Genomic DNA, 16631 nt, shown 5'->3' with positions numbered 1-16631 from the left:
GCCATAATCCGGATCCATTATCTAAAGCTGATGTAATCGAGTTCCCTAGTACTGCGTTCGAACCGCCGGCCTTCGTGCCGGCGGTTTACGTTTGGGGGCGAGGGCACAGGCCGCCCAGCCTGAGGATTGGCCTTGGTTCCGTGTTTCTGGACAGGGTCAAGAGCTACGGCTAAAAGGCCAATCTATCTTCTGACACACGAAAGCCCATTTGCCGCCGGCCTGGCCGGCGGTTTTCGCGAAAAGGCAGTATCCATGAGTGGCGTGAACGAGATCCGGTCGACATTCCTCGACTACTTCCGCAAGGAGGGCCATGAGATCGTCGCCTCCAGCCCGCTGGTGCCGCGCAACGATCCGACGCTGATGTTCACCAACGCCGGCATGGTGCAATTCAAGAACGTGTTCACCGGCCTGGAGAAGCGGTCCTATTCGCGCGCCGCGACCGCGCAGAAGAGCGTGCGCGCCGGCGGCAAGCACAACGATCTCGACAATGTCGGCTACACCGCGCGCCATCTCACCTTCTTCGAGATGCTCGGCAATTTCTCGTTCGGCGATTATTTCAAGGAGCACGCGATCGAGCTTGCCTGGAACCTGATCACCAAGGAATTCGGCCTGCCGAAGGACAAGCTTCTGGTCACCGTCTATCACACCGATGACGAGGCGGCCGGCTACTGGAAGAAGATCGCCGGCTTCTCAGACGATCACATCATCCGCATTCCGACCTCTGACAATTTCTGGGCGATGGGCGACACCGGTCCCTGCGGTCCGTGCTCGGAGATATTCATCGATCGCGGCGAGCATATCTGGGGCGGTCCGCCCGGCAGCCCGGAGGAGGACGGCGACCGGTTCCTCGAATTCTGGAACCTGGTGTTCATGCAATATGAGCAGGTGACGAAAGACGAGCGCATCGACCTGCCGCGCCCGTCGATCGACACCGGCATGGGCCTGGAGCGCATGGCTTCGATCCTTCAGGGAGTGGAGAGCGTCTTTGAGACCGACCTGTTCCGGCATTTGATCGATGCGGCATGCTCGGCGCTGGGGCACGGTCACAACCAGGAGAACGCAGCATCCTTCCGCGTGATCGCGGATCATTTGCGCTCGTCATCCTTCCTGGTGGCCGACGGCGTGCTGCCCTCCAATGAAGGCCGCGGCTATGTGCTGCGTCGCATCATGCGTCGTGCCATGCGCCATGCGCAACTGCTCGGTGCCAAGGAGCCGCTGATGTGGAAGCTGGTGCCGGCGCTGGTGCGCGAGATGGGCCAGGCCTATCCGGAACTGGTGCGTGGCGAAGCGCTGATCACCGAGACGCTGAAGCTCGAGGAGACGCGCTTCCGCAAGACGCTGGTCCGCGGTCTCGGCCTGCTTTCGGAGGCGACGGAACAGCTGCACGCCGGCGACATGCTGGATGGCGAGACGGCCTTCAAGCTCTACGACACCTATGGCTTCCCGCTCGACCTGACGCAGGATGCGCTGCGCCAACGCGACATCTCGGTCGATCTTGCCGGCTTCACCGCTGCGATGGAGCGGCAGAAGGCGGAAGCGCGCGCGCACTGGGCGGGGTCGGGCGAAGCGGCGACCGAGACGGTCTGGTTCCCGGTGCGCGAGCAGACCGGCGCCACCGATTTCCTCGGTTACGAGACGGAAGAGGCGGAAGGCCTGATCCAGGCCCTGGTCAAGGATGGCAAGATCGTCGACAGCGCCGGGCAGGGCGACGCGGTTGCCGTCGTCGTCAACCAGACGCCATTCTATGGCGAATCCGGTGGCCAGATGGGCGATACCGGCATGATTTCCGGCGACGGCTTCTCGATCGAGGTCACCGACACGCAAAAGAAGGCCGACGGGCTTTTCGTGCATTTGGGCAAGGTGACGCGCGGTACGATCAAGACCGGCGCTGCCGTGGAGCTAAAGGTCGATCACGCGCGCCGTTCGAAGCTGCGCGCCAATCACTCCGCGACGCATCTCATCCACGAGGCGCTGCGTGAGGTGCTGGGCACCCATGTCGCTCAGAAGGGTTCGCTGGTCGCGCCTGATCGCCTCCGCTTCGACATCTCGCACAACAAGCCGATCTCGGCCGAGGAGCTCGAGGATGTCGAGCGCATGGCCAACGAGATCGTCGTGCAGAACAGTCCGGTGACGACGCGGCTGATGTCGGTGGACGATGCTATTGCCGAGGGCGCGATGGCGCTGTTCGGCGAGAAATACGGCGACGAGGTGCGCGTCGTTTCGATGGGCACCGGCCTGCACGGCGCCAAGGCCAACCGTCCCTATTCGGTCGAGCTCTGCGGCGGCACGCATGTCAGGTCGACCGGCGATATCGGCCTTGTGCGCATCCTGTCGGACAGCGCGGTCGCCGCCGGCGTGCGCCGCATCGAGGCGCTGACCGGCGAGGCGGCGCGCAAGCATCTCGACGAGCAGGACAAGCGCCTGAAGGCAGCCGCGGCGACCTTGAGGATCTCGCCGGCCGACGTTCCTGCGCGTGTCGAGACTTTGCTCGAGGAGCGCAAGAAACTCGAGAAAGAGCTCGCCGAGGCGCGCAAGAAACTGGCCCTTGGCGGCGGCGCGGCCGTTGCCGATGCTCCGGCCACCAACGAGACGGTTGCGGGTGTCGGCTTCCTCGGCAAAGCAGTCAGCGGTGTCGCGCCGAAGGACCTGAAGCCGCTTGCGGATGCCGGCAAGAAGACGCTGGGCTCCGGCGTGGTCGTCTTTATCGGCGCCGGCGAGGACAACAAGGCGAGCGTGGTGGTCGGCGTCACCGACGACTTGACCGGCCGCTTCAGCGCTGTCGATCTCGTCCGTGTTGCGTCCGCCGCGCTTGGCGGGCAGGGCGGCGGCGGGCGTCCCGATATGGCGCAAGCCGGCGGCCCCGACGCCTCCAAGGCGGACGACGCCATCGCGGCGGTAAAGGCGGCGCTCGAAGCCGCTTAGTGTTCCTGTGTCAGGAAGGCTTTGCCGCTTTCAGGGCGCGCGCCATTCTGACAGAGTCGCCCCAGGTGGACAGCCAGATGAGGCAATCCGTGGCGACGGCGATCGCCGCGCGCAGGAGGAGAAGCAGCGGGCCTGGTGCCAGCAGATGCTCCTCGGCGTGACGCAGAGGGCCAGCTCTTCCTCGCGGATCGACAGGATGATGGCGTGCAGTCCGGGATCGCGCCCGGCTAGATAGTAGAGCTGGTCGTCAAGATGGCGGTGCACGGTCGCTTCGACAGCGGCGGTGCATGCCCAGATGCCTTGTGGGCCGAGCAGGGCGGTGAGAAAGCCCAACAGCCAGCCGCCCCAGCTCCAGAACTGCATGACGCGACATGGACGCGAGTTTCGCATTGGCATGGCGGCACGGAAGGCGGCGCAATGCTGGCGCTCGTGTCCAAGCATCTCCGACAAAGACGGCACGCAATCGCGCCAAAAGTGCCGGGCGACAAAGATTTGCGCTGAATAGATCCTGATCGCTCCAAACTCGCCTGCGTGGTTGACCCGGACTATCCTGGCTGTGGTCAGCGCTTCGCGACCGGAAAGCTCATGCATTGGAGAAGCTTGCCCGCCTGACGATGCGATCCCACCGGTCCTGCAAGTCTGGAAAGCGGGCAAGCAGCTTTCGCCCTTCGGCGACCTTGAGGAAATAGCCGATAATTGACGCCCTTTCGGCCGTGAAGATGTCGAGAGGGACGAGCTCGTAGTCGACGCCCTTTTGATTGAGCGCCATTCGCGCGATGCGGACATAGACGCTGTAGTGGGCGCCGTAGAGAAGAGGCTTTGCCACTTCATTCCTCTTTGGCTTGGCTGTCCCGTATCCAGACGCGCAGCGTGGCCGGTGGTCTGAAAGCCGCAGTCCAGTGCGTCATCCAGCCCGCCGCCGCGTTCATACCCGACCAGCGCGCGACTTTCAGCAAACGTATTGGCTGCGGCTTGCACAGCATCTCGATAGGTCGAATTGCCATCCGTGGCAAAGACATTTGACAACCCGATCACGAGCTCGGATCTATTGGCTATGCAGCCGGCGGTGAAGCCGTCGGCCGTCCGTCGGCCAAGGATGGCTATGGCAGGGTCGGCCAGAACTGCGGTCGGAAAGACACGGCCGCTGGAGGAACCTGCGCCATCCGTCCAGGCAAGTTCCCACATCTCCAAGCTGGCTGCGTCCCCAACACGTTCCCAACCGGAGGGGGTCGTCGTTGGACGCCTTAGGTCCATCCAGATCCAGCTTGCTTCGAAGAGTTGGCTGAACCCGAGCGGTCGGAGATCCAGACGGCAGAAGCAATCCTTGACCGAAAAGCTGGTGGCAAGAACAGATGTCAGTCTGGCTATTTCTGCAAGTTGGATCGGTTCGGCATCGGCATCCAAAGTGGCGGCATTGGGGTAGTAAGGAGGTGCTTGCTCATCGCTGGACCAGACGGAGCGGCTCCTCCGGCCGCTTAGCCCGTGCACCTTGAAAATAGCCTGGCAGAGGTCGGCATTGTTGCCAGCGCAAAGGCGACCCCTTTCGCTGGCAGACAAGGCTCGGCACTTCTTACCCCATCGCCTTCTGCAGGTTCTCGTCGATCTTGTCGAGAAAGCCGGTGGTCGACAGCCAGGGCTGGTCGGGGCCGATCAGCAGCGACAGGTCCTTGGTCATGAAGCCGCCCTCGACGGTCTGGATGCAGACCTTTTCCAGCGTCTCGGCAAAGCGCTTGAGCTCGGCATTGCCGTCGAGCTTGGCGCGGTGGGCCAAGCCACGCGTCCAGGCGAAGATCGAGGCGATCGAGTTGGTCGAGGTTTCCTCGCCCTTCTGATGCTGGCGGTAGTGGCGGGTGACGGTGCCGTGGGCGGCTTCCGCTTCCACGGTCTTGCCGTCCGGCGTCATCAGCACCGAGGTCATCAGGCCGAGCGAGCCGAAGCCTTGCGCCACGGTGTCGGATTGCACGTCGCCGTCATAATTCTTGCAGGCCCAGACATAGCCGCCCGACCATTTCAGGCTGGAGGCGACCATGTCGTCGATCAGGCGGTGCTCGTACCAGAGTTTTCTCGCCTTGAACTCGGCCTCGAATTCCTTCTCGTAGACTTCCTGGAAGATGTCCTTGAAGCGCCCGTCATAGGCTTTGAGAATGGTATTCTTGGTCGAGAGATAGACCGGGAAGTTGCGCAGCAGGCCATAGTTCAGCGAGGCGCGAGCGAATTCGCGGATCGACTCGTCGAGATTGTACATGGCCATGGCGACGCCGGCGCCCGGCGCATCGAAGACGTCATGCTCGATCACCTGGCCGTCCTCGCCGACGAATTTGATTGTCAGCTTCCCCTTGCCCGGGAAGCGGAAGTCGGTGGCGCGGTATTGGTCGCCGAAGGCGTGACGGCCGACGACGATCGGCTTGGTCCAGCCGGGCACCAGGCGCGGCACGTTCTTCATGATGATCGGCTCGCGAAAGATGGTGCCGCCGAGGATGTTGCGGATGGTGCCGTTGGGCGACTTCCACATTTTCTTCAGCTTGAATTCCTCGACGCGCTGCTCGTCGGGCGTGATCGTCGCGCATTTCACGCCGACGCCGTATTTCTTGATTGCGTTGGCCGAGTCGACGGTCACCTGGTCATTGGTGGCGTCCCGGTTCTCGATCCCTAGATCGAAATAGTCCAGCTTGATGTCGAGATAGGGGTGGATCAGCTTGTCCTTGATGAACTGCCAGATGATGCGGGTCATCTCGTCGCCGTCGAGCTCGACGACCGGGTTCGCCACCTTGATCTTCGCCATGGAAAAATGCCTCGTTGCTGGGGATCTGAACGGCCTTGCCCGTGGCTTCGGCCGAGGTTGGGCAGCGTATATCAAAGCCTTTTTGAGCGCGCAAACCGCGATCAGCCGATCGCAGACCGGTGTCGCGCTTGTGAATGCTTCATTTTCAGGCCCGGATGTGGCAGGGGACGCCGAAACGCCGCAAACCCCATGTACGGAGAGCCATGCGAGCCGCAAACGACACCGCCAAGACCGCCGGACCGGCGATCATCCTTGTCGAGCCGCAGCTCGGCGAGAATATCGGCATGGTCGCGCGCGCCATGGCGAATTTCGGCCTTTCGGAGCTGCGCCTGGTCAATCCGCGCGACGGCTGGCCGAGCGAGAAGGCGCGTGCCGCCGCCAGCCGCGCCGACCACGTCATCGATGCGACAACGGTGTTCGACGACCTTGCCTCGGCAGTGGCCGACCTCAACTTCGTCTTCGCCACCACCGCCCGCGAGCGTGACGGCTTCAAACCGGTGCGCGGTCCGGTGGATGCGGGCAGGGCGCTCCGGGCCCGCGAGCAGGCGGGGCTGCGCACCGGAATTCTGTTCGGCCGTGAACGTTTTGGCCTCTACAATGAAGAGGTTGGCCTGGCTGACGAGATCGTCACCTTTCCCGTCGATCCCGGCTTCTCCTCGCTCAACATCGCACAGGCCGTGCTTTTGATGTCCTATGAATGGATGAAATCCGGCCTTGCCGAAGAGACCGCGACCAACTTCGCCGGACCGGAGCTCGTTCCGGCGACCAAGGAACAGCTGCACAGCCTGTTCACCTATCTCGAAGGCGCTCTCGAGGCGCGCGGCTATTTCCGCCCGGAAGAGAAGAGGCCTAAGATGGTCGACAATCTGCGCGCCGTGCTGACGCGGGCGGGATTCGCTGAGCCCGAGTTGAAGGTGCTGCGCGGCATCATCTCGTCGCTCCACAGGTTTTCGCCGGCAATGCCGCGCGGCGACGGCTCACCGGGGGATGATCCGAGGCGGGCGCCGGCTACGCGCAAGCGAACAACGGACAAAGAAAGTTAAAATCCGTAAGCTCCGAACCTTCAAGGTAACCGAATATTATGCGGTTTGGTTCATCGTTCTCGAAACGATGGGGCAGCAGATGTTTACGTCCAATATTGGCCGTCTGCATTTCTTCTTCTATTCGCTAGGTCTGTTCATAGCGGAAGCGGTAACGATCGTGCTCTGCATTGCCGCAACGACCGGCTTCGCGGGATTGATCAATTCGATGCCGGGTCCGTCGCGGCAAAGCCTGGCCGGCGCCGCGCTTGTTGTGTCGCTCGTCTTCGTCGCGCTGCGCTGCAACATCGCATGGCGCCGCAGCCGCGATGCCGATGGTTCAGGCTGGATTCTCTGGTCCTATATCGCCTTTTCCGGCATCTATGGATTGCTGCAGGCCGGAACGCTTCTGGTCATCGATTTCGGCAATCCTGAGAGCGCGCCCGGTGGCCTGAACCTGCTCGGCCTTGCCATATTCGGCCTCTGGTGCACGATCCTGTGGGCAAAGCCTGTGGCCGGCAGCAACATCGATGAGCTGACCGAGGCTTTCGACTTTGAAGGCTCGTTGCCGGCGGAGGCGCTCCCCGCGAGGGCGACAGCGAGCGTCGCTCCAGCTGCGCCACGGACTGCTGCGCAACCCGCGCGTCCGGCGCCGGCGCCGGCGCCGCAGCCGTTTGGCCGGGCGCGACCCGCCGGCTTCGGCAAGCGGGGGCTCTGAGTTGCGCAAAAGCTGCTGGCATCTGCCACTTCAAGACCATGATCGTTCAGGATAGAAGCGCGGTTGGCCAAATCTCGGGTCAGCTTCTTCCTGTAGTCGGATGACAATGAACGATCGATCAAACCAGCGTCCGGTCCTGATGTTCGATTCCGGTGTCGGCGGACTGACGGTGCTGCGCGAGGCGCGCGTCCTGATGCCGGATCGGCGCTTCGTCTATGTCGCCGACGACGCGGCTTTTCCTTACGGCGCATGGGAAGAGCCGGCGCTCAAGGAGCACATACTCGCCCTGTTCGGCAAATTGCTCGACCGTCTGCAGCCGGCGATCTCAGTGATCGCCTGCAACACCGCCTCGACCCTGGTGATCGATGCGCTGCGGGAAAAATTTCCCGGTCATCTGTTTGTCGGAACGGTGCCCGCGATCAAGCCGGCGGCCGAGCGCACGCGGTCCGGCCTGGTTTCGGTGCTGGCGACCCCGGGCACGGTTAAGCGTCAGTACACGCGTGACCTGATCAGCAAATGGGCGCAGAAATGCCATGTCCGGCTCGTCGGCAGCGACAGGCTTGCCGCATTGGCCGAGATCTATATGCGCGAAGGTTTTGTCGACGAGGAAGCCGTGCGCGCCGAGATCGCGCCCTGCTTCATCGAGCACGACGGGCAGCGCACCGACATCGTCGTGCTCGCCTGCACGCATTATCCGTTCCTGGCCAACCGCATGCGCAAGACCGCTCCGTGGCCGGTCGACTGGATCGATCCGGCGGAAGCCATTGCCCGGCGCGCCATGTCGCTGCTGCAGCCTATCGGCGAACCGTCGGGCGAGACCGAGCCCGATATCGCCCTCTTCACCTCTGGTAAGGTGGATTTCGCCACGCGCAGGCTCATCCAGGGCTTTGGGCTGACCTCGCGCTAGCTGGAACTGCGATAGCGCCGCAGCGTTTCTCTTCCCACTACCGCACAGGGAGAAATCGCATGCCAGCCAAATCGCAAGCCCAACAGAAGGCAGCCGGCGCAGCCCTTTCGGCCAAGCGCGGCGAGACCAAGAAAACCGAGCTTAAGGGTGCTTCGCGCGAGATGTACGAGTCCATGAGCGAGAAGCAACTCGAGGAGTTCGCCGAGACCAAACGCAAGGGACTGCCTAGCAAGAAGTCATGAACTCCTGCCTGGCTCTCAAGTTGGTGCCTGGATAGGAAACCGCGGCATGCCACGACGTGGCGGATCTGCTTGCGGCCATGCCAATGCCTGCCATCGCCGGCTCCGGCGTCATGACGGCAGAATGGTTGAGGGTGCGTCGCCGACACGAGCTTGACACCGGTTAAATCTCTGTTTAACAGGGCCACCAACACCGGGCGGCGACGTCCGGTGGTTTCTTTTGCATGGGCAAGACCTCACCGGAAGCCAGTCTGTCGGCGGTCTTGTTGAACTGACGTGTCCCGTGGGTTTTCCGTCGCGTTGCGTGGGAAACCCTGTCAGGCCTCGAAAACGGAGGCCAGAGGAGGGCGCGTTTCCTTCACCCGGAGCCAAGGGGTTCCGGGTATATCGTTTTGAAAGGGAATGCGATGAGCAAGCGCGAATCCGCGAAATACAAGATCGACCGCCGTCTCGGCGAAAATATCTGGGGCCGTCCGAAGTCCCCGGTCAACAAGCGCGAATACGGTCCCGGCCAGCATGGCCAGCGCCGCAAGGGCAAGCTTTCCGACTTCGGCCTGCAGTTGCGCGCCAAGCAGAAGCTCAAGGGCCACTATGGCGATGTTTCGGAAAAGCAGTTCCGTAAGGTCTATGAGGAGGCCAACCGCCGCAAGGGCGACACCTCCGAGAACCTGATCGGCCTGCTCGAGTCGCGTCTCGACGCGATCGTCTATCGCGCCAAGTTCGTGCCGACCATCTTCGCGGCCCGCCAGTTCGTCAACCACGGCCACGTCAACGTCAACGGCAAGCGCACCAATATCGGTTCGTACCGCTGCAAGCCGGGCGACGTCATCGAGGTGCGCGAGAAGTCGAAGCAGCTCGTCATCGTGCTGGAATCGGTAGGCTTGGCCGAGCGTGACGTGCCGGACTATATCGAGGCCGACCACAACAAGATGACCGCGACCTACAACCGCGTTCCCGGCCTGGCGGATGTTCCGTTCGCCGTCCAGATGGAACCGAACCTGGTCGTCGAATTCTATTCGCGCTGATCCGACCAATCGGCGACACCCATCCAAGGCCGCCCTCGAGGCGGCCTTTTCTTTGTTTGTCGCGTCGGCCAGGGCGGCAATTCCACCCTGGTCATTTTTTTAGCCGCAATTCCGCGACGGCTAGTGATTCCACTTGGCTGCAAAATGCTCTAAGCGAAGCGGCAACAGAACCGCGGGCACCTGCGCCATGAATATGCTGCCAAACGTCAAATCGCTTGAGCCGATCGCCGACGAGCCGGACGGCGGATTCCATCCGTTGTTCCGCGACGTGCCATCCTCGGTCGAGTTCAACAAGCTGCGCAAGCGGCTGCTGCGGCTCACGCGCCAAGCGATCGAAGACTTCGCCATGGTGAAACCCGGCGAGCGCTGGCTGGTGGCGCTCTCCGGCGGCAAGGATTCTTATGGCCTGCTTGCCTTGCTGCTCGATCTCAAATGGCGCGGGCTGCTGCCGGTCGAGCTGCTTGCCTGCAATCTCGACCAAGGTCAGCCGAATTTCCCGAAGCACATCCTGCCGGACTACCTCGGCGCCAACGGCATTGCGCATCGCATCGAGTACCAGGACACCTATTCGGTGGTCACCGACAAGCTGCCCGAGGGCAGCACCTATTGCTCGCTCTGCTCGCGGCTGAGGCGCGGCCACCTCTATCGCATCGCCCGCGAGGAGGGTTGCACCGCGCTTGTGCTCGGCCACCACCGGGAGGACATCCTCGAAACCTTTTTCATGAACCTCTTCCATGGCGGGCGTCTCGCCGCCATGCCGCCGAAGCTTCTCAATGACGAGGGCGACGTCATGGTTCTGCGCCCGCTCGCCTATTGCGCCGAGGCGGATCTCGAGAAATTCGCCAATGCACTGAAGTTCCCAATCATCCCGTGCGATCTCTGCGGCAGCCAGGAAGGGCTGCAGCGCAACGCCATGAAGGCGATGCTCGACGATATCGAGAAGCGTATGCCTGGCCGCAAGGACACGATGATCCGCGCGATGACCAATGTGCGACCCTCGCATCTGCTCGACCGAAAACTGTTCGACTTCGCCGCGCTCGATGCGCGCCTTACCATGGGAAAAGACATTTCCGATGACGTTTGACATGCAAGCGATCGACTGGCTGGCCGAGCTTCTAGCTGACGCAGCCAAGGCCGAAATCATGCCGCGCTTCCGCCGATTGGGCGAGGGCGATGTTCGCCAGAAGACTTCGGCCGCCGATCTGGTGACGGAGGCGGACGTCAACGCCGAAAGGCTGATCACTGCCAGGCTGCGCGAGCGTTACCCTTCAGCGATGATCGTCGGCGAGGAGGCCTGTTCCGACAATCCGGCCTTGCTCAAAGGGCTCGGCGATGCCGAACTCGCCTTCGTCATCGATCCGGTCGACGGCACCTTCAACTTCGCCTCCGGTGTGCCGCTGTTCGGCGTCATGCTGGGCGTCGTGGTCAACGGCGAGACGGTTGCCGGCATCATCCACGATCCGGTCGGCAACGACTGGCTGATCGGCGCCAAGGGGGCGGGCAGCCATATCCGCCACGCACATGGCGCGCTGGAGAGGGTGCGGGTCGCCGAGCCGGTGCCGATCTCCGAGATGACCGGCGCGATCTCGTGGCAGTATCTGAAGGAACCGGGGCGCTCGCGGCTCGCTCGCAACCACACAAAGGCGCTGTCGCAGTTCGGCTATCGTTGCGCCGCGCACGAATACCGGCTGCTGGCGAGCGGCCATGCGCATTTCGTCGTCTACAACAAGCTGATGCCATGGGACCATCTGGCCGGCGTCTTGATCCATCAGGAGGCCGGTGGTTATGCGGCGCGGATCGACGGCGATGCCTATCTGCCGTCGCATGTCGACGGCGGGTTGTTGGTTGCGCCAGACAAGGATAGCTGGAACGAACTGCGGCGCGAGCTCTGGGCGGAATAGGATCGATTGCGCCAGCGAGGGCCAGCCGGTCGGCTGGAAGATGTCGACCTATGACCTCACGCAAATCCGGAGATGTGAATGGGCACCCAGTCCGCGATGGTCGCTCTGGCTCTCGCCATCACCGTGACGATCACGGGTGCTGACGAAGCAGCGGCACGGGAGCGCGCCTGCGGCAGTCGCGATCCCGTTAACTCCATAGCGGAAATGTCGGCTGCCATTTACGCCTGCTGGCGGCCGCCTCACGGAACTGCCGGCCTGTCCTTGACCCTGCGGTTCTCGCTCCGCCGAGACGGAACGCTCATTGGCAAGCCGCGCGCGACCTTCTCCGCACTCGGATCGAACGATGCATTGAACAGAACCTTCGTTGCCTCAGTCCTCGAGGCTCTCGATAAGGCCCTGCCGTTACCCTTTACCGAGAGCATGGGCGAGGCGATCGCAGGGCGCATACTTTCGCCCCGCTTCACGGTTGCGCTTGAACGAAAATCCTGAGCGGGTGGCCGTAGGCGAGGGTCTCACACCGGCGGATTGTGGGGCTGGAACAGCCTTCCGCGCTCGGCGATCAGGATCATCAGCAGGGCGGCGAGGGAAACGCTGCAGAAGCCGGCGGCCAATGGCGTGACCGTGCCGTTATAGGCCTGGCCTATCAGCGTTCCGAGCAGGCCGCCGAGAAAGGTCTGCATGAAGCCGAGGATGGAGGACGCCGTGCCGGCAAGCTCGCCGAGCGGCTCCATCGCAAGCGCGTTGAAATTCGCGCCGAGACAGCCAAATGGAACCATCGCGCCGGCAAAGAAGGCGATGAACAGCCAGAGCGGCATCTCGATCTTGAGCGAGACGACGAGCCAGACCAGGCTGATGGCGAGGAAGAGCAGCAGCGCGCTCTGCGACAGGCGCCGCATGCCGACCTTGCCGACGAGCCGCGCGTTGAGGAAGTTCGAGAAGGCGAGCACGCCCGCGACGCCGGCGAAGATCAGCGGAAACAGCTCGCCGACATGGAAGACTTCGAGATAGATCTGCTGCGCGGAATTGATGAAGCCGAACATGGCGCCGAAGATGAAGGTGCTGGCAAAGGCATAGCAAAGCGCGATGCGGTTGGTGAGCACGATGCGGAAGCCGCCGACGACGGCGTTGACGGTTAAGGGCCGCCGGTATTCCGGATGCAGCGTCTCCGGCAAGCGCAACAGTGACCATGCCGACACGATCAGCGCGCCGACCGCCATGGTGACGAAGATCCAGTGCCAGGTGGCGAAAAGCATGATGAACTGGCCGATGCCGGGCGCGACGACCGGTATCGCCATGAACACCATGAAGATCAGCGACATGACCTCGGCCATGCGGCGGCCCTCGAAGGTGTCGCGCACGATGGAGACAGCGATGACGCGGGTGGCCGCCGCGCCGATGCCTTGCACGACACGGCAGGCGAGCAGGGTGGCAAAGGTCGGAGCAACAGCAGCGGCCGCTACCGCCGCCACATAGATGATCAGGCCGGCGACCAGCGGCGCACGGCGGCCGAAACGATCGGAAACCGGACCGAAGAAGAGCTGACCGGTGCCGAAGCCAAGGATGTAGGCTGTGATCACATACTGGCGGTGGTTTTCATTCTCGACGCCGAGCGAGGCGCCGATCTGCTGCAGTGCCGGCAGCATGATGTCGATGGCGAGCGAATTGAGCGCCATCAGCGCCGCGCAGAGCGCAATGAATTCCCAGCGCGGAATGGGTAAGCTTTTTGCCGACTGCTGCGCTAGTGCCTGATTGTCCACGGCAAAATCCGATCAATCAAACGAACACGCGCCGGTCGACCGGCGCATCAATTCGTCTCGTTCTCGAGTTCGAAAGCCAAAGTGCCGAGGTGGGGCGGCCCCGGATGTCACGGCGCAGCCGGCTGGGCCGGCCAGCGCAAGCTCAAATCAGGCGGCGCCTTTGACGCTGACGCCTTTTTCGACCAGGAAATCCTGCAGCTCGCCGGCCTGGAACATCTCGCGCACGATGTCGCAACCGCCGACGAACTCGCCCTTGACGTAGAGCTGCGGAATGGTCGGCCAGTTGGAATAGTCCTTGATGCCCTGGCGCAGCTCGGCCGAGGTCAGCACGTTCACGCCTTTGTAGTCGACCCCGACATAGTCGAGGATCTGCACCACCTGGCCGGAGAACCCGCACTGCGGGAAGCCGGGGGTGCCCTTCATGAAGAGCACGACGTCGTTGCTCTTCACTTCGCTGTCGATGTAGTCGTTGATGCCGCTCATGGGGAATCCTTTCACGCCTGTGGGAGTCAGGCTCGAAGCATGTCCATCAAATAAACCCATAGGTTGGCTGAAACAAGACGTTAGCCGCGACGCACCCGAAATGGCGCAAAGCTTTGGTCCGCCATTGGGCCAAATCCGCCAGCCGGAACTCTTCCCACAAGCGGGCCGGCAGGCCGGTTCTCTTGTCCCGGTGCCGCTGACGGTTTCCCAGGTGCGCACGCGCCGGAATTATAGCTATAGCTAAATCTTGAAGCATGCGCTATCCTTGCCGGTGCCTTGGAGGAACGCGGATATGCGCGAAACGAAATCGCTGCTGGAACAAAAGCTCGATCGAAGGCTGCTTCTGGCCGGTGGCCTGGCGGCCGGCGGCACGGCGGTGATGGCGACCGCGGCGCGCGGGCAGACCGACCACGCCGGTCACGGAACGCCAGCGGCGGCCGAGCCGCAGCCGGCGCACCTGTCCGCGCATGGGGCGATGATCACCGTCGGCGAGGTCGAGGATGGCCGCAACGGTTTCGATCCGGTGAAGCTGCTGAGCGACTGGGAGACCGGGACGGTGTCGACGCTGCCGGACGGGCGGACACTGCGCAGCTTCGAGGTCACGGCCGAGGACAAGGAGATCGAGATCGCGCCCGGCATCCTGTTCCCCGCCTGGACCTACAATGGCCGCGTGCCGGGGCCGACGCTGCGGGCCACCGAAGGCGATCGCTTGAAGATCGTCTTCCGCAACAACGGCTCGCATCCGCATTCCATGCATTTCCACGGCATTCATGCAGCACGGATGGACGGCGTTCCCGGCGCCGGTCTGATCGGGCCGGGCGAGGAGTTCGTGTACGAGTTCGACGCCAGGCCGTTCGGCTGCCACCTCTATCATTGCCATGCGCTGCCGCTGAAGCGGCACATCCAGAAAGGTATGTACGGCGCCTTCATCATCGATCCCGATCCCGCCAGGCATCCGGAGCACGAGACGGTCGCCCGCTCGCGCCTGCTCGGCACGCCGGAGAATGCCGGCTGGCAGGAATTCGTAATGGTGATGAACGCCTTCGACACCAATTTCGACAACGAGAACGAGGTCTATGCCGTCAACACCATCGCCCATGCCTACGCGAAGAAGCCGATACGGGTGCTGAAGGACAAGCCTGTCCGGATCTATCTCGTCAACGTGGTCGAGTTCGACCCGATCAACTCCTTCCATCTGCATGCCAATTTCTTCGACTACTACAATCAGGGCACGACGCTGACGCCGACACTCAGGACCGTCGATCTGATCACCCAGTGCCAGGCCGAGCGCGGTATCCTCGAGTTCCATTTCAGGGAGCACGAGCCAGGCCTCTACATGTTCCATCCCCACCAGTCGGAGTTTACGGAACTCGGCTGGTCGGGCATGTTCGACGTCGTGGAGGCCTTGTCGTGACCGATGTCAGTCGCACCTCCCGGGATACACAGGCCGGTCGGCCGCGCTGGCTCTCTCTGCTATGGATCGTACTGCCGTTTGCCGTGCTCGGGCTCGCGGTTGCGTGGATGGTCTCTTCCGACCCGTTGGCGAGCTTTCGCAACGGCGCGCCGCCGGTCGAGAACCTGACCTTCGAGCGGACGATTATCGGAAACGACGGCATTCGAATCCTCGTGCGGGCGGGCGGGTCGGAACCGATGACGATCGCCCAGGTCCAGGTCGACGACGCTTACTGGCAGTTCACGCAGGATCCGCCGGGCCCGATCGCGCGCGGCGCAACGGCATGGATCAGCCTGCCATACCCCTGGGTGCTGGGGGAGGCGCATGCGATCAATGTCGTAACCAGTACCGGGACAACATTCGGGCACGATATCGCCGTCGCCGTACCCACACCGACGCGCAGTTCACCTAGCTTTGCCGCGCAAGCGGTGCTCGGCGGCTTTGTCGGCATCCTGCCCGTGGCGATCGGCCTGATGTTCTATCCGGCACTACGCGGGGTCGGGCGGAACGGCATGGACTTTCTCCTGTCGATGACCGTCGGTCTGCTCGCCTTCCTTTTCGTCGACACGCTCGAGGACGCGTTCGAACTGGCCGGCGAAGCAGCCGCCCTGTTCCAGGGGTCGACCATGATCGTGCTCGCAGCCACCGCCAGCTTCCTTCTGCTCATGGCGGCAGGCCGGCGCAGCGGGACACCGACCGGGCTGGCGCTTGCCACCTTCATCGCACTCGGCATCGGCCTGCACAATCTCGGCGAAGGGCTGGCGATCGGCGCCGCCTTCGTCTCCGGCGCAGCCGGGCTCGGCACGTTCCTGGTGCTTGGCTTCACCTTGCACAACATCACCGAAGGCATCGCCATCGCCGCCCCGATCCTGAAGCAGCGACCGCCGCTCAGGACCTTCGCCATGTTGACGCTGCTCGCGGGAGGTCCGGCCGTCGTCGGCCTATGGATCGGCAGCCTCGCCTATGCGCCACAATGGTCGGCGCTGGCGCTGGCGATCGGCGCCGGAGCGATCCTGCAAGTGATCGTCGAGATGGTTTCGCTGCAGCTTCGCCAGCGCCCCGATGGCTCGCGCGCCTTGCTCGCACCGGCTGCGATGGCCGGGCTGACAGCCGGGGTCGGCTTCATGTACCTCACGGCGATGCTGGTAAAGATCTGAACAACCGCGGCGTCAACACTCAGTCCGGAACGCTGGTCTGCAGGGCGAGCGCATGCAGCACGCCGCCCATATTGCCTTTCAACGCGTCATAGACCATCTGGTGCTGCTGGACGCGGCTTTTGCCGCGGAAGCTCTCGGCCACCACTTCGGCAGCGTAGTGGTCGCCGTCACCAGCCAGATCGCGAATCGTCACCTTGGCGTCCGGAATGCCTTCCTTGATCAGCCGTTCGATGTCGTGCGCATCCATTGCCATGGCAGAAATCCTGTT

Annotated in this window: 15 protein-coding genes and 2 pseudogenes; 11 read left to right on the top strand and 6 right to left on the bottom strand. The window is 63.0% G+C overall.

Annotated elements, in window-relative coordinates:
- Window positions 1-252 precede the first annotated feature (252 nt).
- Complete coding sequence (gene alaS / locus CK218_RS12320; protein ID WP_095827852.1) at window positions 253-2922, top strand: alanine--tRNA ligase; 2670 nt, start codon at window positions 253-255, stop codon at window positions 2920-2922.
- A 10-nt stretch (window positions 2923-2932) separates the two neighbouring features.
- On the opposite strand, the pseudogene CK218_RS12315 reads toward alaS, so the two are convergent.
- The 3 genes and pseudogenes from CK218_RS12315 to CK218_RS12305 form a co-directional block, all read right to left on the bottom strand.
- Window positions 2933-3513, bottom strand: a pseudogene (locus CK218_RS12315) (demethoxyubiquinone hydroxylase family protein).
- 118 nt (window positions 3514-3631) lie between these two features.
- Window positions 3632-3748 (bottom strand): annotated as a pseudogene (locus CK218_RS31470) (glutathione S-transferase N-terminal domain-containing protein); the annotation flags it as partial.
- Between the two features lie 744 nt (window positions 3749-4492).
- The gene (locus tag CK218_RS12305; protein WP_095800849.1) at window positions 4493-5704 is read right to left on the bottom strand and encodes an NADP-dependent isocitrate dehydrogenase; all 1212 of its coding nucleotides are present in this window, start codon (window positions 5702-5704) and stop codon (window positions 4493-4495) included.
- A gap of 203 nt (window positions 5705-5907) precedes the next feature.
- On the opposite strand from CK218_RS12305, the gene CK218_RS12300 reads away from it, so the two are divergent.
- From CK218_RS12300 to CK218_RS12265, 8 genes are all read left to right on the top strand, one after another.
- Window positions 5908-6747 carry an RNA methyltransferase gene (locus CK218_RS12300; protein WP_095827851.1) on the top strand — a complete coding sequence of 280 codons (840 nt, stop codon included), beginning with the start codon at window positions 5908-5910 and terminating at the stop codon, window positions 6745-6747.
- A 79-nt stretch (window positions 6748-6826) separates the two neighbouring features.
- Window positions 6827-7441, top strand: a complete 615-nt coding sequence (locus CK218_RS30590) for a DUF805 domain-containing protein (protein ID WP_179293651.1) — start codon at window positions 6827-6829, stop codon at window positions 7439-7441.
- A 106-nt stretch (window positions 7442-7547) separates the two neighbouring features.
- Window positions 7548-8348, top strand: coding sequence for a glutamate racemase (murI, locus tag CK218_RS12290; protein WP_095827850.1), 801 nt, complete (start codon window positions 7548-7550; stop codon window positions 8346-8348).
- A 59-nt stretch (window positions 8349-8407) separates the two neighbouring features.
- On the top strand, window positions 8408-8590 hold the full coding sequence (locus tag CK218_RS12285; protein WP_066995133.1) for a DUF3008 family protein: 183 nt from the start codon (window positions 8408-8410) through the stop codon (window positions 8588-8590).
- Between the two features lie 404 nt (window positions 8591-8994).
- A complete protein-coding gene (rpsD, locus tag CK218_RS12280; protein WP_066995136.1) occupies window positions 8995-9612 on the top strand; it encodes a 30S ribosomal protein S4 in 618 nt (205 codons plus the stop codon).
- A gap of 187 nt (window positions 9613-9799) precedes the next feature.
- Complete coding sequence (ttcA, locus tag CK218_RS12275) at window positions 9800-10696, top strand: tRNA 2-thiocytidine(32) synthetase TtcA (protein WP_095827849.1); 897 nt, start codon at window positions 9800-9802, stop codon at window positions 10694-10696.
- Entirely contained in the window at window positions 10686-11513 is an 828-nt protein-coding gene (locus CK218_RS12270; RefSeq protein ID WP_095827848.1) for an inositol monophosphatase family protein, read from the top strand. Before ttcA ends, CK218_RS12270 begins: the two co-directional genes overlap by 11 nt.
- A gap of 78 nt (window positions 11514-11591) precedes the next feature.
- Window positions 11592-12002: a hypothetical protein gene (locus CK218_RS12265; RefSeq protein WP_095827847.1), complete on the top strand. Its 411-nt coding sequence runs from the start codon at window positions 11592-11594 to the stop codon at window positions 12000-12002.
- A 23-nt stretch (window positions 12003-12025) separates the two neighbouring features.
- On the opposite strand, the gene CK218_RS12260 is transcribed toward CK218_RS12265, so the two are convergent.
- Together CK218_RS12260 and grxD are read right to left on the bottom strand one after the other, a co-directional pair.
- Window positions 12026-13225 carry a multidrug effflux MFS transporter gene (locus CK218_RS12260; protein WP_179294500.1) on the bottom strand — a complete coding sequence of 400 codons (1200 nt, stop codon included), beginning with the start codon at window positions 13223-13225 and terminating at the stop codon, window positions 12026-12028.
- 192 nt (window positions 13226-13417) lie between these two features.
- Window positions 13418-13753, bottom strand: a complete 336-nt coding sequence (gene grxD / locus CK218_RS12255; protein WP_066995148.1) for a Grx4 family monothiol glutaredoxin — start codon at window positions 13751-13753, stop codon at window positions 13418-13420.
- A gap of 292 nt (window positions 13754-14045) precedes the next feature.
- Here grxD and CK218_RS12250 point away from each other — a divergent pair, with 292 nt between their 5' ends.
- Together CK218_RS12250 and CK218_RS12245 are read left to right on the top strand one after the other, a co-directional pair.
- Window positions 14046-15167: a multicopper oxidase domain-containing protein gene (locus CK218_RS12250; protein ID WP_095827845.1), complete on the top strand. Its 1122-nt coding sequence runs from the start codon at window positions 14046-14048 to the stop codon at window positions 15165-15167.
- The gene (locus CK218_RS12245; RefSeq protein WP_095779607.1) at window positions 15164-16363 is read left to right on the top strand and encodes a ZIP family metal transporter; all 1200 of its coding nucleotides are present in this window, start codon (window positions 15164-15166) and stop codon (window positions 16361-16363) included. Before CK218_RS12250 ends, CK218_RS12245 begins: the two co-directional genes overlap by 4 nt.
- Window positions 16364-16382: 19 nt before the next feature.
- Here CK218_RS12245 and CK218_RS12240 read toward each other — a convergent pair whose 3' ends face one another.
- Complete coding sequence (locus CK218_RS12240) at window positions 16383-16616, bottom strand: BolA family transcriptional regulator (RefSeq protein WP_023674714.1); 234 nt, start codon at window positions 16614-16616, stop codon at window positions 16383-16385.
- Window positions 16617-16631 lie beyond the last annotated feature (15 nt).

The organism is Mesorhizobium sp. WSM3879, from assembly GCF_002294915.1.
In the GTDB taxonomy this organism is placed as follows: Bacteria; Pseudomonadota; Alphaproteobacteria; order Rhizobiales; family Rhizobiaceae; genus Mesorhizobium.
Note: the sequence above shows the minus strand (reverse complement) of the source record. Positions and strands in the feature narration are given on the sequence as shown.

What these genes read in the sequence shown, in the direction of transcription:
- alaS (WP_095827852.1), top strand. Translation starts at nt 253, where the DNA reads ATGAGTGGCGTGAACGAGATCCGGTCGACATTCCTCGACTACTTCCGC.
- CK218_RS12305 (WP_095800849.1), bottom strand. Translation starts at nt 5,704, where the DNA reads ATGGCGAAGATCAAGGTGGCGAACCCGGTCGTCGAGCTCGACGGCGAC.
- CK218_RS12300 (WP_095827851.1), top strand. Translation starts at nt 5,908, where the DNA reads ATGCGAGCCGCAAACGACACCGCCAAGACCGCCGGACCGGCGATCATC.
- CK218_RS30590 (WP_179293651.1), top strand. Translation starts at nt 6,827, where the DNA reads ATGTTTACGTCCAATATTGGCCGTCTGCATTTCTTCTTCTATTCGCTA.
- murI (WP_095827850.1), top strand. Translation starts at nt 7,548, where the DNA reads ATGAACGATCGATCAAACCAGCGTCCGGTCCTGATGTTCGATTCCGGT.
- CK218_RS12285 (WP_066995133.1), top strand. Translation starts at nt 8,408, where the DNA reads ATGCCAGCCAAATCGCAAGCCCAACAGAAGGCAGCCGGCGCAGCCCTT.
- rpsD (WP_066995136.1), top strand. Translation starts at nt 8,995, where the DNA reads ATGAGCAAGCGCGAATCCGCGAAATACAAGATCGACCGCCGTCTCGGC.
- ttcA (WP_095827849.1), top strand. Translation starts at nt 9,800, where the DNA reads ATGAATATGCTGCCAAACGTCAAATCGCTTGAGCCGATCGCCGACGAG.
- CK218_RS12270 (WP_095827848.1), top strand. Translation starts at nt 10,686, where the DNA reads ATGACGTTTGACATGCAAGCGATCGACTGGCTGGCCGAGCTTCTAGCT.
- CK218_RS12265 (WP_095827847.1), top strand. Translation starts at nt 11,592, where the DNA reads ATGGGCACCCAGTCCGCGATGGTCGCTCTGGCTCTCGCCATCACCGTG.
- grxD (WP_066995148.1), bottom strand. Translation starts at nt 13,753, where the DNA reads ATGAGCGGCATCAACGACTACATCGACAGCGAAGTGAAGAGCAACGAC.
- CK218_RS12250 (WP_095827845.1), top strand. Translation starts at nt 14,046, where the DNA reads ATGCGCGAAACGAAATCGCTGCTGGAACAAAAGCTCGATCGAAGGCTG.
- CK218_RS12240 (WP_023674714.1), bottom strand. Translation starts at nt 16,616, where the DNA reads ATGGCAATGGATGCGCACGACATCGAACGGCTGATCAAGGAAGGCATT.